The organism is Kribbella sp. NPDC000426 (assembly GCF_040300265.1).
Taxonomy (GTDB): domain Bacteria; phylum Actinomycetota; class Actinomycetes; order Propionibacteriales; family Kribbellaceae; genus Kribbella.
In genome coordinates this window covers 557743-571884 of record NZ_JBEPDK010000007.1, presented here as the reverse complement: position 1 = coordinate 571884, position 14142 = coordinate 557743, and the positions used below count along the sequence as shown (strand labels likewise).

Genomic DNA, 14142 nt, shown 5'->3' with positions numbered 1-14142 from the left:
CACGACCGCTACAGCGACGGCGATACGGCCCCACCTGAGCGCAGCTTCACGGCTCTGCCATGCCTTCTCCCGATCGCCCCGGCCGCATGACACGCAGTCGTTGCGGCTACGGCGGTGGTAGGCGACGGCCGTGGCCGCCCACAGGACGCCGCCGATGAACAGGATGATCAGGTTCACCCGGTGCCAGTACAGGATGTCGCCGACGCCGCCCTGGGCGCCCGGTACGCCGGTGAACGCGAAGACCACCAGTGCGGGAGAAAGCGCGACGACCGCGATCAGTGTGTAGTCAGGGATCACGAGCGCCAATGAGACCGCGAGTACGGCGGCAATCGTCTGCAGGACCGATCCACGCGGGCGCATCCGGGTCATCAGGACCGCAAGCACGGCGCCGGCGAGTCCGATCGTTGCCATCACCGGCGCGACCACGTGCACCGGCGTACCCTCCAGGATCGACGCGGTGGCGCGGTCGTCCGGCACATGCGCGAACGGGTAACCCGCGCCGCCGAGGCTCCAGTAGACGCCGAGTACGCCGTACAGCAGGGACCAGGCAGCGGTGGCGTACCCGATCCATGACGGCCAGTTCTTCCTCATGTACCGAGCGTCGCCGGGCGGACCGGCGTACCGGATCACCCGCTGGAGTGAACCTGCTCCCTCGGCCGGTGGAAGGTGTAACGCCGTGTTAACCCCGTGGCCGGGCGTGTCGGGCTGCGCCGTTTGCGGGGGGCTCCTACTCTGGCAGAGACGGTCGGAGGGGAAGCCGGCTGTCACGGGAGGCCCGATCAGTTTGAGAATCTCGTTCCAGCCGGTTGCCCCATGAGGGGCCGAACGGAGTCCCCGAGACCTCCGGTCTCGAACTCACTGATCGTCGTTGCCGCTCGCGCGGCACGGCAGGGGTCAACACCGGACCCCGAGGGCGGCACCCGACCCATCACCTAACCACTGGCGGGCCGGGGCGAGGGTGTACGTCACGGCCTAGAAGAGGACGTGCGACATGGCCATCCACGCCAAGACGTCAAGTACCTCATCAACACCGGACCAGCGCACCTTCGTGCTGGACACCTCGGTGCTTCTCTCGGACCCGCACGCGATGCTGCGGTTCGACGAGCACGAGGTGGTCGTCCCGGTGGTCGTTGTCACCGAATTGGAGGCCAAACGGCATCACCCGGAACTCGGCTACTTCGCCCGCACCGCGCTGCGACTGCTCGACGAGCTCCGGATCCTGCACGGACGTCTGGACGCGCCCCTGCCAGTGGGGGAGAAGGGTGGAACTCTCCGGGTCGAGTTGAACCACACCGACCCGGAGACGCTGCCGGCCGGTTTCCGGCTCGGCGACAACGACAGCCGGATCCTGGCCGTGGCCTGCAACTTCATGGCCGAGGGCAAGGACGTCACGCTGGTCTCCAAGGACCTGCCGATGCGGGTCAAGGCGTCGGCGTGCGGTCTGCAGGCCGAGGAGTACCGAGCAGAGCTGACCCTGGAGTCCGGCTGGACCGGGATGGCCGAGCTCGAGGTCGAGACGCACGTCGTGGACGACCTGTACGAGAACGGCTCCGTGGAGCTGCCGCAGGCCGGCGAGTTCCCGACGCACACCGGTCTGGTGATGCTCTCCGACCGCGGCAGCGCGCTCGGACGGGTGATGCCGGACAAGCGGATCCGGCTGGTCCGCGGTGACCGCGAGGCGTTCGGGATCCGAGGCCGGTCCGCCGAGCAGCGGGTCGCGCTAGACCTGCTGCTGGACCCCGACGTGGGGATCATCTCGCTCGGCGGCCGCGCGGGTACCGGTAAGTCCGCGCTGGCCCTGTGCGCGGGCCTGGAGTCGGTGATGGAACGCCGGCAGCACAAGAAGGTCATCGTGTTCCGGCCGCTGTTCGCGGTCGGCGGGCAGGAGCTCGGGTACCTGCCGGGCACCGAGTCCGAGAAGATGGGGCCGTGGGCGCAGGCCGTCTACGACACGCTCGGCGCGCTGACCAGCGGTGACGTGATCGACGAGGTGATGGACCGCGGCATGCTCGAGGTGCTGCCGCTGACCCACATCCGCGGCCGGTCGCTGCACGACGCCTTCGTGATCGTGGACGAGGCGCAGTCGCTGGAGCGGAACGTGCTCCTGACCGTGCTGTCCCGGGTCGGGGCGAACTCGCGGGTCGTGCTGACCCACGACGTGGCCCAGCGGGACAACCTGCGGGTCGGTCGTCACGACGGCGTGGTCGCCGTGGTGGAGCAGCTGAAGGGTCATCCGCTGTTCGCTCACGTCACGCTGACCCGCTCGGAGCGGTCGCCGATCGCGGCGCTGGTCACGGAGATGCTGGACGATCTGCAGCTGTGACCGGGGTGGTGGGGCGGGGAAGGTATTTGTAAGGAGCGTTACAGCTTTTAGCTAGTAGCTCTCTGTAAAGCGGTGGTAAGAACAGTGCGGTCGCCACGCGGCGGCCGCACTGTTCGTTCGTGACCTGCTTGTGATCACGCACGGTTTACGCCAGAGTATGTTCTCGTTGCAGCCGACGGGGGTCGGGTTTTCTCGGAAGGACAGATGAAAGCGAAGCGCTCCGTCACGGCTCTCGCAGTTACAGGGATCGCCGTAGTCTCCGTTGTCGCGGGTATCGACCTCTTCAGCTCCCCCGGGAGCAGCAGCGCCTCGGAGAAGGTCTCAGGGCGAGCTGAGATGGCTGTCATCAACAGCGGGAAGGTGCTCTCCGGCGCGGCCACGCCGTCCGCAGCCCCGAAGACGACCGGCTCGGTCGCGAGCGAGGCCGCCGACGCGATCCGGATGCGGAACCAGGTCGAGCTGATCACCGCGGCCCAGGACGCGGCCGACGTCAAGATGAAGGCCAAGAACGCTGCACTGCGCCGGTACGAGGCGCTGGCGAAGGCCGACCGCTCGGTCCAGGAGGAGCGGGCCAGCCGGGACGCCGAGCGGAAGAAGTACGAGGGCACGCCCAAGGAGGTCGCGATGAACCTCCTCCCCGACCACGGCTGGAGCCAGAGCCAGTTCAGCTGCCTGGAGAAGCTCTGGAACAAGGAGTCCCGCTGGAAGGTCAACGCCGACAACCCGACGTCGACGGCGTACGGCATCCCGCAGGCGCTCCCCGGTAACCGGATGGCGGCGTACGGCAAGGACTGGCGCACCAACCCGGTCACCCAGATCAAGTGGGGCCTGGACTACATCGAAGCCACCTACGGCTCCCCCTGCTCCGCCTGGGGCCACTCCCAAGCCAAGGGCTGGTACTGAGTTACCGTCTGGCGTGGCGGAGATTGCGCGGGGCTGGAGTGAGCGGGGCGAGTTGGTACTGCGGCGCCGTGACGACGGGGCGCTGGAGTTGCGGGTGAACGGCGTGTTCGTGATGGACGACCAGGAGACCTCCAGCGAGGAACTGCTGGCCTCGGCTGCGCTGGCGGCGGTGCAGCGGCCTGAGCGAGTGCTGGTGGGTGGGCTGGGGCTCGGCTACACGGTGCGTGCGCTGCTGGCCGACTCCCGGCTCGGCCAGGTGATCGTCGCGGAGATCGAACCGGATCTGGTCGCGTGGATGCGCTCCGGCCTGGTTCCGTCGATCCTGGACGACCCGCGGGTCGGCGTGGTGGTCGGTGATGTGCGTGCTGTCGTGACAGACCTGCCTGACGCGTCCGTCGACGCGATCCTGCTGGACGTCGACAACGGCCCGGATTTCCTTGTCTACAACGAGAATTCGGCCATCTACACGTCTGGCTTCCTCGCCACTTGCCGGCTGAAGTTGCGCGCTGGGGGCGTCCTCACAGTCTGGTCGTCGTCCGCATCTGCTGACCTGGAGTCAGCCGTCACGACGGTCTTCGGCAAGTGCCAGGTTACGGATGTCCCGGTCCGCCTCCAGGACCGCGACGAGACCTACTTCGTCTATCAAGGCAGCTCCTAGATCTCTTGTGGCGTTGTCCACAGGTTGTCGATCGGGGCGTTCCGGCGACGCTGAGCGACGTACTCTGCAGGTATGGGTGATGACGTGGAATTCAGGATCGAGCACGACACGATGGGCGAGGTCAAGGTGCCTCGGGACGCGTTGTGGCGGGCGCAGACGCAGCGTGCGGTGGAGAACTTCCCGATCTCCGGGCGGCCGCTGGCGCCGGCGCTCGTGCACGCGCTGGCGCAGATCAAGGCTTCGGCCGCGGTGGTGAATGCCTCGCTCGGCGTCATCGACGCGGGCCGGGCGGACGCGATCGTTGCCGCGGCGGACCAGGTTGCCGCGGGGGAGTTCGACAAGGAGTTCCCGATCGACGTCTTCCAGACGGGTTCGGGGACGTCGACGAACATGAATGCCAACGAGGTGCTGGCCACCCTCGCCACCCGCACGCTCGGCGACGACGTACACCCGAACGACGACGTCAATGCGTCCCAGTCGAGTAACGACACGTTCCCGTCGGCGATCCACGTCGCCGCGACCGCGGGCGTCGTGCAGGAGCTGTTGCCGGCACTCGAGCACCTCGCGGATTCCCTGTCTCGTAAGGGATCTGAGTTCGCCGACGTGGTGAAGTCCGGGCGCACGCACCTGATGGACGCGACGCCGGTGACGCTCGGCCAGGAGTTCAACGGGTATGCGCAGCAGATCCGCCGCGGTGCCGTGCGGGTGCGAGCGACCCTGCCCCGGGTCGCCGAGTTGCCGCTGGGCGGGACGGCGGTCGGCACCGGGATCAACACGCCGCCGGGGTTCGCGGCCGCGGTGATCACGGAGCTGAACCGGCGGACCGGGCTGGAGCTGACCGAGGCCGAGGACCACTTCGAGGCGCAGGGCGCGCGCGACGGGCTGGTCGAGCTGTCGGGGCAGTTGAAGACGGTCGCCGTGAGCCTGACGAAGATCTGCAACGACCTGCGCTGGATGGGTTCCGGTCCGCGTGCAGGGCTCGGCGAGATCTCGCTGCCGGACCTGCAACCTGGTTCGAGCATCATGCCGGGCAAGGTAAATCCGGTGATCTGTGAGGCGACGCTGATGGTCGCCGCGCAGGTGATCGGCAACGACGCCGCGATCACCGTGGCCGGTGCCGGAGGCAACTTCGAGCTGAACGTGATGCTCCCGGTGATCGCCCGCAACCTGCTCGAATCGATCACCCTGCTGGCGAACAGTTCCCGCCTGCTCGCGGATCGTTGCGTCGACGGCATCACCGCGAACGTCGACCACGCCCGCGCGCTGGCCGAGTCGTCGCCGTCGATCGTCACCCCGCTGAACCGCTACATCGGCTACGAGAACGCCGCCGCGGTTGCCAAGAGTGCTTTGAAACAAGGGAAAACGATCCGCGAGGTCGTGATCGAGAACGGTCACGTCGAGAAGGGAGACCTGACCGAGGAGCAGCTGGACGCGGCCCTCGACGTACTGTCCATGACTCGGCCCGCCCGTGGCTGAGTACTGGGAGTCGGGGACAACGATCGAGTGGGTGTACGAAGGGAGCGGGAGGCACGCGGACAAGCCGAACGTGCGGCCGATGACGGTGGTGCGTGACGACGCGGACGGGCTGGTCGCCTGGCTCGCGCCGGGTACGCCGTTGCTCAGGCCGGTCCTCGTCGACGGGCGGGAGATGCGGCATGCCGGACCAGTCGCGATGTTCACCGAGGAGCGGGTGCTGAAGCTCGACATCTGGCACGGCACCGGGATCCTCAAGGTATCGCCGTCCGGGAAGCCGTGGTCGGTCTGGTACTTCTGGGATGAGGACGGGACGTTCCTCGGGTGGTACGTGAACCTCGAGCGGGAGCATGTGCGCGACTGGGAGTCCCGGCGTACCAGCACCGTCGATCATGTGCTTGATCTGTGGATGAAGCCCGACCGCACCATCGAGTGGAAGGACGAGGACGAGCTGGAAGGAGCGGTCACCGCCGGACGGTTCACTGCGGCCGACGCGGAGCGGATCGTTGGTGACGCCCACGCCGCCATCCGGGACATCGAGGCGTGGACGTCCCCGTTCTCCGACGACTGGCAGTTCTGGACGCCGCCGCCGACCTGGCGCCTCCCTGCCGCACCGACGACCCACCAGCCCACCCTGATCGCGGAGGAGCTCCACAGCTGATGCCACGTGCTTTGCTTCTCACCGGAGGCAGTGGCGTCGGCAAGACCACCACCGCCCAGGCGATCGGTGGTGTGCTGACAGGCGCCGGCCACACCACCGGCGTACTGGATCTGGACGCTGTTGCCCAGTTCGGCCCGCCTCGCCCGGCGCGGAGCTCCGGTCTGCGGTTCAGCGACCACCTGCGTATCGACAACCTCGCGGCGGTCTGGCAGACGTACCGAGCGGCCGGGGCCGACTTCCTGATCGCCAGCGGGCCGGTGTTCACGGCCCAACTCCGGGCCGCCTATACCGAGGCGCTGCCCGACTGTGCCGTGCAGGTGGTGCGTATCGTCACGGCGCCTGAGCGGATCGCCGCCCGCACCCGTACGACGCGTGGACCGGAGTGGGATCTGGCCACGGCCCTCGCGTTCGCCGAGACGCATCAGCCCATCGAGGACTACACCGTCCGCAACGACGGCGCGGTGGCGGACACGGCGGGGGAGATCCTCACGCTTGTGGGCTGGCCGGGGAGCTGACAACACAGGTCGGTCACGAGCGGTTGCAACTGGGGCGGATGGGCTTAGCTTGGAAGTATGTACACCATTGAGTTGGAGGCCGAGGAGCTACAGATGGTCCGCTCGGCGCTTGGGTGCTACCTGCAGGCCTTCGGGCACAACGAAGCAGATCTCGTCAAAGCCACCCGCGCCCTCCTGGCAAAGCTCCCTGAGCAGATCGAGACCAAGGCCGGCTGAGGTCACACCTCCAGCGGTTGCAGGACGGCGACGGGGATCGTCCGCCGTGCCTTCGTCACGGTTCTTTCAGCTCCGCGGACGCACCGTGAGGGGGACCGGCTTGCGGGTGTCGGTGAAGAAGTCGTTGCCTTTGTCGTCCACCACGATGAACGCGGGGAAGTCCTCCACCTGGATCTTCCACACGGCTTCCATGCCGAGTTCGGCGTACTCCAGGACGTCGACGGACTTGATGCAGTCCTGCGCCAGCCGCGCCGCCGGGCCGCCGATCGAGCCGAGGTAGAAGCCGCCGTGCTCCTTGCACGCCGCCGTCACCTTCGCCGACCGATTGCCCTTGGCAAGCATCACGAACGACCCGCCGGCCGCCTGGAACTGGTCGACGTAAGCGTCCATCCGCCCCGCCGTCGTCGGCCCGAACGATCCGGACGCGTACCCCTCGGGCGTCTTCGCCGGTCCCGCGTAGTACACCGCGTGATCGCGCAGGTACGAAGGCATCTCCTCGCCCGCGTCCAGCCGCTCCTTGATCTTCGCGTGCGCGATGTCGCGCGCCACCACCAGCGGCCCGCTCAGCGACAGCCGCGTCTTCACCGGCAGCTTCGACAGCTCCGCGCGGATCTCGCTCATCGGCCGGTTCAGGTCGATCCGTACGACGTCGCTCGCGTCATCGAGGTGCTCGTCGGTGGTGTCCGGCAGGAACCGCGCCGGGTCCCGCTCGAGCTGCTCGAGGAACACCCCCTCGGGCGTGATCTTCGCCAGCGCCTGCCGGTCCGCCGAGCACGACACGGCGATCGCGACCGGGCAGGACGCGCCGTGCCGCGGGAGCCGGATCACGCGGACGTCGTGGCAGAAGTACTTCCCGCCGAACTGTGCGCCGATCCCGAACTCCTGGGTCAGCTTGAAGACCTCTTCCTCCAGCTCCAGGTCCCGGAACCCGTGCCCCAGCGGCGATCCCGTGGTCGGCAGCGTGTCGAGATAGTGCGCGGAGGCGTACTTCGCGGTCTTCAGCGCGTACTCCGCCGACGTACCGCCGACCACGACCGCGAGGTGGTAGGGCGGGCAGGCCGCCGTACCGAGGGAGCGAATCTTCTCGTCCAGGAACTCCATCATCCGCGACGGGTTCAGGACGGCCTTGGTCTCCTGGTACAGGAACGACTTGTTCGCCGAGCCGCCGCCCTTGGCCATGAACAGGAACTTGTACGCCGGGTCGCCGTGCTGCGGGGTCGAGTAGAGCTCGATCTGCGCCGGCAGGTTGGAGCCGGTGTTCTTCTCGTCCCACATGTTCAGCGGGGCCATCTGCGAATAGCGCAGGTTGAGCTTGGTGTAGGCGTCGTACACGCCGCGGCTGATCCACTCCTCGTCGACCGCGCCGGTCAGCACGCCCTCCGACTTCTTGCCCATCACGATCGCGGTGCCGGTGTCCTGGCACATCGGCAGGACGCCGCCGGCGGAGATGTTCGCGTTCTTGAGCAGGTCCAGCGCGACGAACCTGTCGTTCCCGGATGCCTCCGGGTCGTCGATGATCCGCCGCAGCTGCGCGAGGTGCGCGGTCCGCAGGTAGTGCGAGATGTCGTGCATCGCCTCCGCGGTCAACGCCTGCAGCACCTCGGGCTGCACCTGCAGGAAGGTCCGATCGCCCGCCGTGAAAGTGCTGACACCTTCCGTCGCCAGCAGCCGATACTCCGTCTCGTCAACACCCAACGGCAACAGATCGGAGTAGTTGAAGTCGGCAGACACCGGGCATACCTCCACAAGGACTGGACTGGACGGCTAAAGCCTAGTTCTCCCCGGACCGCGCGCCGACGCGACCTCCGTCTCACACGGGGGTGAGGCAACCCTCACCCACGCACGACCTGCCAGGCTCGCCGCACCTCGAGCCCCAGAGCAAGTCGCTGGTAAGCGCGCTGGTGCGTGCCCATCCGCGCTGTCCATCGGCTCGCCGGCTGGGGGACCTGCGCTCGCAGCAGCCAGGACAGCAGGAACATCACGACGATGCTTACGACAAACGGGACGCCACCGAAGGCCAGGCGCTCCTGCCCGGTCAACTGCGCGAGCAGGACGCATGCCACTCCGCCGTAAAGGCTGACGAACGCGAGCAGGTACAGCGCCGCGACAACCCTTGGCCTAGGTACCGCACCCCAGTTCATGAGGCTCAGTATGAGGCCGGTTCAGGGTCCGCATCAGGGGTGAATCGGGGGAGAAACGGGCGGCGGCTGGAGCGTCTCGCGCGTATGGTTTTGGCGTGGCCCAGGATGACGTTCCTCAGGAGAACCGACCGCAGGATGCCGTGCCCGCGCAGGCGGCGAGCGGTGACGAGTTGGCGTTGCGGCGGCGGGTGTCCGACCTCGAGAGGGAGGAGGTCGCCGACGTACTGCGCGAGGCCGCGGGCGAAGGCCGGTTGTCGTACGGCGAGCTGGAGGAGCGGCTCGAGACGCTGTACGGCTCCAAGACGTACGGCGAACTCGTCGAGCTGACCGCCGACCTGCCGAACGGCCCGCGCGCCCCGGGTACGGCGGGCGTCCCGTCGGTCACCCCGCAGTACAGCGGCGCGATGGTCGAGACCGGCCCGGTGATCAACGTGTTCATGTCCGAGACCAAGCGGATGGGCAACTGGCTCGTCCCGCAGCGGCAGGAGGTGAACGCGGTCCTCGGCGACGTCACCCTCGACTACACCGAGGCGCAGATCCCGTACGACGACATCCAGGTCGACGTGAAGTCGATCCTCGCCGACGTGAAGATCCGCGTCCCCGCGAACGCGATCGTCCTGCTCGACAGCAACCCCATCCTCGGCTCCGTCTCCGAACAGGAAGCCGGCCTCAAGGCCGTCCCCGACCCGAACGCCCAGCCCGCCGCCCCGAAACGCTTCCACATCCGCGGCACCGCCATCCTCGGCGAAATCAAAATCAAACGAGGCCCCCGCCTGAGCAAACGCCTCGGCCTCACCTAGCCCGCCGTACGACGCTGCTCCTCGAGCACCGTCGCCAACCACTGCTGGAAGGCCGGCATATCGCGAACATTCTGCTGGTTCAGCCGGACGCCCTTGGCGGACCTGTCCCACGGATGGACCAGTAGCGACCGGTTCCCAGGTATCCCGGACACGATCCCGATCCCTCGTACCGCGCTCCACGGCAGGTATTTCCGCCGCCCGTACCGAATGCCTTCCCGATCCACCACAACACTCGGCCGCTGCGCGACGAAGCGGTACGCCCCGCTGCCGATGAAGCCGGCGAACAACGCCGCCCACAGGAGATCCCCGACGAGGTCGCGCTGCACGCCATGGAGCAACAGGTTCAGCGCGGACAGCACCAGGCCCGCTAGCGTGACTGGGTACGCGACAAGCGTGGCCCGTCGCCGCAACGGAAACCCCACTCGTCCGGTACGACGCCACTCCTCGTCCCAAACCTCCGCCGAAGCGTCTCCCATGTCCCGCATCAGCCCACGCCACCTTCCTGCGCCGCCTGCCGATGCTCGGCCAGTAGCTCATCGAGCCAGCTCCGGAACGCTGCAAGGTCGTTCACGTGGTGCCGGCTGAGGACGAGGTCCTTGGCCCAGACGTTCTTCGGGTGGATCGGTAGTTGGCGGAACGGGTTCTGGCCGCGGATCAGGCCGATGGAGCCGACGTCGGTCCACGGCATGAAGCGACGGCCGGCGCGGACACCCGTTCGGTCCACGACGACATACGGGCGTTGGGTGATGAACTGCCAGGCGAGGGCGATCGCGATGCCTGCGTACCCGACGATGATCAGGTAGCCGAAGTACCGCGAGGTGCCTCCGTCGAGCATGTCCGGCAGCCGGCCGATCGAGAACAGAGCCGGTCCCAGAAGCAGAAGGAGGGGCAGCTGCAGGAGGGCCGAGCGGCGTACCGGAAACTCCACCCGCCCATTGCGGTGCATCTCGACCATCCAGGCCTCGGGCAGCCGCTCGCCCATTACCGCCATGCCGCCCCCAGCCGTCGCCCCATCCCCGAAGCGAGATCACTCTAAGGCAGTGCGGGCTCCTGCGGTGGCTGTCCAGCGGCCGGCTCGGTGGGTGATTTTGATGGGGTGGTTGAAGGTCGTGGAGATGAGTGGGGTGGTGATCACGTCGTCCACCGGGCCGGCGGCGAGGATCTGGCCCTCGCGGAGGAGGGCTGCGTGGGTGGTGCAGGTGGGGAGTTCTTCGAGGTGGTGGGTGACGAGGAGCCAGGCGAGGTGGGGGTGGGTGGTGTGGATGTGGTCGAGGGTTTCGAGGAGTTGTTCGCGCGCGGCTACGTCGAGACCGGTGGACGGCTCGTCCAGGAGTAGCAGCCGGGGGTCGGCGATGAGGGCGCGGGCGATCAGAGCCCGTCCGCGTTCCCCCTGGGAGAGGGTGGTCCAGGGGGAGTGGGCCAGCGAGCTGATGCCGAGCAGGTCGATCAGCTCCAAGGCGCGCTCGGTCTGAGCAGCCGTCGGCTCCCAGCGGGGCATGCGTTCGATGGTGCCGGTCAGGCCGGTGAGGACCACGTCGACGATCGAGAGCGGCGAGCGAAGCGGGTGGCGCGGATTGACGTGACCGATGGACTCGCGCAGGGTGCGGATGTCGACCGTACCCAGTCGCTTCCCGAGGATCTCGACCGTGCCGCGGGTGGGGTGGGTGACCGCGCCGCAGAGGCCGAGCATCGTGCTCTTGCCCGCGCCGTTCGGCCCGAGCAGAGCCCATCGCTCACCTTCGCCGACCGTCAGCGACACCCCGGACAGCAGCAGTTTGCCGTCCCGGACGAAGTCGACATCTTTCAGTTCGAGCACCCGTAAACCTCCTCGTGCAACGCCTTCAGCTCTTCCGCACTCGCTTCGCGCCCGGTCTCGTCCGTACGTCGTTGCACGTGCTGCGCGAATTCCCGTTCCTGCGCAGCCGACAGCCGTACGCCGTACACGGACTCCAGCACGTGTGCGATCCCACCCTTACCCGACTGGCTGTTTACCCGGACGACGGCCTCGTACCCGCGCCCGACGTCCGCCGGGTCGATCGGCAGGTACGGCACGTCCCAGAAGCCGTCACCCTGGACGGCGAAACCCTTCCGGATCGCGTCCTGGTGCGTCCCGGAGAAGGCCGTGTAGACGAGCTCCCCGACGTACGGGTGCCGCGGGTGGATCGGCATCCGCGTGCAGTACTCGACCACGTCACGGATCCGGTCGATGTCGGAGAAGTCGACCATCGGATCCACCCCCTGCGCGTGCAGGTTGAGCGCGAGCGTCGCGATATCCACGTTGCCGGTGCGTTCGCCGTTCCCGAAGATGCAGCCCTCGACCCGTTGCGCTCCCGCGAGTACGGCGAGCTCGGCGCAGGCGATCCCGGTGCCGCGGTCGTTGTGCGGATGCACCGACAGGATCACGCCTTCGCGCCGCGGCAGGTTCTGGTGCATGTACTCGATCTGGTCGGCGTACACGTTCGGCGTCGCGGCCTCGATGGTGGCCGGCAGGTTCATGATCACCGGCCGCTCCGGCGTCGCGTCCCACTGCTTGGTGAGGTGATCCGCGAGGTCCAGCACGTAGTCCGGCTCGGTCAGGTTGTACACCTCGGGCGAGAACTGGAACCGCACGGAATCGCCCGCCAGCCGCAGGATCTCCTCGGACCCCGCGTAGATCATGGATGCCAGTTCGTCCCGCGTACGACGCAGTACGACGTCCCGCCACGTCGGCGCGGTCGCGGCGTACATGTGGATCACCACGTCACCGCGCATCCCGGCGACGGACTCGACCGTGCGCGCGATCAGATCCGCACGGGCCGGGGTGAACACGACGATCGTCACATCCGAGGGCACCAGGTCCGACTCGGCGAGCAGGCGGACGAAATCGAAGTCGGTCTGCGACGCGGACGGGTACCCGACCTCGATCTCTTTGTAGCCGATGGCAACCATCAGCTCGAAGAATTTGCGCTTGCGGGCCGGATCCATCGGCTCGGCCAGCGCCTGGTTGCCGTCGCGGAGATCGACCGGCACCCACAGCGGCGCGGCGGTGATCCGGCGGTCCGGCCAGGTGCGGTCGACCGGCGCGACCGGGACCTTGGCGAAGATGTCGCGGTAGCGGTGGCTGGGCATGGGGGAGGGCTGCTGGCGGTTCATCAGAGGTGGTCCTTCCGGAGCGATGGGAGGACCGGCAGGCGAGTGCACTCCACGGAGGGAGCGCCGGTCGAATCAGCTCCCGCCGTGGCGGCCAAGAAGGAGGAGACCCGAAAGCTTGCGCATGCCGAGCACGCTACCAACTCCTCAGACAAGCTGACAACCTGAGGTCTCGTAGAATGGTCTGATGATTCGCCGTCACCCGTTAGCTGAGCAGGCCGCGGAGGAGCTCCTGCGCCGGATCGGGAGCGGTGAGTGGCCGCTCGGCGCCAAGCTTCCCGGCGAGACGACGCTGGCCGCGCAGCTCGGCGTCGGCAGGTCGACGATCCGCGAGGCCGTCCGCGAGCTCGCCGGCCGTCGTGTGCTCGAGAGCCGTCAGGGCGCGGGCGTGTTCGTCATCGCGCTGCAGGCCGCCGAGGACTGGGACAAGGTACTGCGGAAGGCCGACATCACCGACGTCCTCGAGGGCCGGCTCGCGATCGAGACCGAGGGCGCCCGGCTCGCGGCGGTCCGTCGTACGCCGGCCGATCTGAAGAACTTCCGCTACACGCTGACGGACCGCAAGCGTGCAGCGTTGAGCGCGCCGGACGACTGGTACATCGAGGCCGACATGGCGTTCCATCGCGCGGTCGTCGTGGCGGCGCACAACGCCGTACTGACCGAGCTGTTCGACTCGTTCGCGCCGCGGATCCGGCGGGCGATGATCGACATGCTGAAGCTCGACGACCAGCATCGCCACCGGCACGACCAGGCCGCCCACGCGGCGATCGCCGAAGCTATCCGCCTGCAGGATCCCGACCTCGCCGCGGCCCGCTCCCGCGCCCATCTCAGCGCGGTCCGCAACACCCTCACCTAGTCGCGGTGCTGGTCCAGGAGCGACCGCAGCCAGGGCGTCAGCGCTTCGAGGTCCTCGACGTTGTCCTGCGGGATCGAGATCGGCCGGGTACGGCGGTCCGCCGGGTTGACCTGCACCGTACGGGCGAGCGGCAGACCGGTCGGCTCGTCGATGCTGGTGATGCCGGACCAGGGCAGGTTGCGGCCGCGGGTGATGCCCTCGGCATCGACTGTGATGACCGGACGGTTGGTGATCAGCTGCCACGCGGTGAGCGCCGTACCGTAGACGAACGCGGCGAGCGCGGTCAGCCGCAGTACGCCGAGCGCACCCGAGACGCCGTCAGCCCGCAGATGGTCGACGTTCGTCCACGCGGACAGCACCATCAGCAGCGCGAACCCGGCCAGCCGGATCGCCAACCGGCCGCGGCGTGGCAGGAACACCACGCTGCCTTTGGACTCCAGCTCGGACGTCCACGTCTCCGCCGACAT

16 protein-coding genes are annotated in these 14142 nt (G+C 67.9%); 9 read left to right on the top strand and 7 right to left on the bottom strand.

The window, feature by feature from the left end:
- Positions 1-991: 991 nt before the first annotated feature.
- From phoH2 to ABT313_RS34370, 7 genes are all read left to right on the top strand, one after another.
- Positions 992-2323, top strand: coding sequence for an RNA 5'-3' helicase PhoH2 (gene phoH2 / locus ABT313_RS34400; RefSeq protein WP_350862404.1), 1332 nt, complete (start codon positions 992-994; stop codon positions 2321-2323).
- Between the two features lie 336 nt (positions 2324-2659).
- A complete protein-coding gene (locus ABT313_RS34395) occupies positions 2660-3226 on the top strand; it encodes an aggregation-promoting factor C-terminal-like domain-containing protein (RefSeq protein WP_350862402.1) in 567 nt (188 codons plus the stop codon).
- A gap of 13 nt (positions 3227-3239) precedes the next feature.
- Complete coding sequence (locus tag ABT313_RS34390; RefSeq protein ID WP_350862400.1) at positions 3240-3884, top strand: spermine/spermidine synthase domain-containing protein; 645 nt, start codon at positions 3240-3242, stop codon at positions 3882-3884.
- A 72-nt stretch (positions 3885-3956) separates the two neighbouring features.
- Positions 3957-5360 (top strand): class II fumarate hydratase, encoded by a 1404-nt coding sequence (locus tag ABT313_RS34385; protein WP_350862398.1) that lies wholly within the window; start codon positions 3957-3959, stop codon positions 5358-5360.
- Positions 5353-6018, top strand: coding sequence for a DUF402 domain-containing protein (locus ABT313_RS34380; RefSeq protein WP_350862396.1), 666 nt, complete (start codon positions 5353-5355; stop codon positions 6016-6018). Before ABT313_RS34385 ends, ABT313_RS34380 begins: the two co-directional genes overlap by 8 nt.
- The gene (locus tag ABT313_RS34375; protein WP_350862394.1) at positions 6018-6533 is read left to right on the top strand and encodes a hypothetical protein; all 516 of its coding nucleotides are present in this window, start codon (positions 6018-6020) and stop codon (positions 6531-6533) included. Before ABT313_RS34380 ends, ABT313_RS34375 begins: the two co-directional genes overlap by 1 nt.
- A 57-nt stretch (positions 6534-6590) precedes the next feature.
- Positions 6591-6749, top strand: coding sequence for a hypothetical protein (locus ABT313_RS34370; protein ID WP_350862392.1), 159 nt, complete (start codon positions 6591-6593; stop codon positions 6747-6749).
- Positions 6750-6815: 66 nt separating this feature from the next.
- Here ABT313_RS34370 and ABT313_RS34365 read toward each other — a convergent pair whose 3' ends face one another.
- On the bottom strand, positions 6816-8480 hold the full coding sequence (locus tag ABT313_RS34365; RefSeq protein ID WP_350862390.1) for a fumarate hydratase: 1665 nt from the start codon (positions 8478-8480) through the stop codon (positions 6816-6818).
- 101 nt (positions 8481-8581) lie between these two features.
- Complete coding sequence (locus tag ABT313_RS34360; protein ID WP_350862388.1) at positions 8582-8890, bottom strand: hypothetical protein; 309 nt, start codon at positions 8888-8890, stop codon at positions 8582-8584.
- Between the two features lie 95 nt (positions 8891-8985).
- On the opposite strand from ABT313_RS34360, the gene ABT313_RS34355 reads away from it, so the two are divergent.
- Positions 8986-9690, top strand: a complete 705-nt coding sequence (locus ABT313_RS34355; RefSeq protein WP_350862386.1) for a DUF1707 SHOCT-like domain-containing protein — start codon at positions 8986-8988, stop codon at positions 9688-9690.
- On the opposite strand, the gene ABT313_RS34350 is transcribed toward ABT313_RS34355, so the two are convergent.
- From ABT313_RS34350 to ABT313_RS34335, 4 genes are read right to left on the bottom strand one after another with little or no spacing between them, the layout of a single operon-like run.
- Positions 9687-10175, bottom strand: a complete 489-nt coding sequence (locus tag ABT313_RS34350) for a hypothetical protein (protein WP_350862383.1) — start codon at positions 10173-10175, stop codon at positions 9687-9689. The genes ABT313_RS34355 and ABT313_RS34350 overlap by 4 nt on opposite strands.
- Positions 10175-10681: a hypothetical protein gene (locus tag ABT313_RS34345; RefSeq protein ID WP_350862381.1), complete on the bottom strand. Its 507-nt coding sequence runs from the start codon at positions 10679-10681 to the stop codon at positions 10175-10177. The genes ABT313_RS34350 and ABT313_RS34345 overlap by 1 nt, the downstream gene beginning before the upstream one ends.
- A 36-nt stretch (positions 10682-10717) precedes the next feature.
- Positions 10718-11506 (bottom strand): ABC transporter ATP-binding protein, encoded by a 789-nt coding sequence (locus ABT313_RS34340; RefSeq protein ID WP_350862380.1) that lies wholly within the window; start codon positions 11504-11506, stop codon positions 10718-10720.
- The gene (locus ABT313_RS34335) at positions 11494-12822 is read right to left on the bottom strand and encodes a 2-isopropylmalate synthase (RefSeq protein ID WP_350862378.1); all 1329 of its coding nucleotides are present in this window, start codon (positions 12820-12822) and stop codon (positions 11494-11496) included. The genes ABT313_RS34340 and ABT313_RS34335 overlap by 13 nt, the downstream gene beginning before the upstream one ends.
- Positions 12823-13006: 184 nt before the next feature.
- Here ABT313_RS34335 and ABT313_RS34330 point away from each other — a divergent pair, with 184 nt between their 5' ends.
- Positions 13007-13675, top strand: a complete 669-nt coding sequence (locus ABT313_RS34330; protein WP_350862376.1) for a FadR/GntR family transcriptional regulator — start codon at positions 13007-13009, stop codon at positions 13673-13675.
- On the opposite strand, the gene ABT313_RS34325 is transcribed toward ABT313_RS34330, so the two are convergent.
- Positions 13672-14142, bottom strand: coding sequence for a hypothetical protein (locus ABT313_RS34325; protein ID WP_350862374.1), 471 nt, complete (start codon positions 14140-14142; stop codon positions 13672-13674). The genes ABT313_RS34330 and ABT313_RS34325 overlap by 4 nt on opposite strands.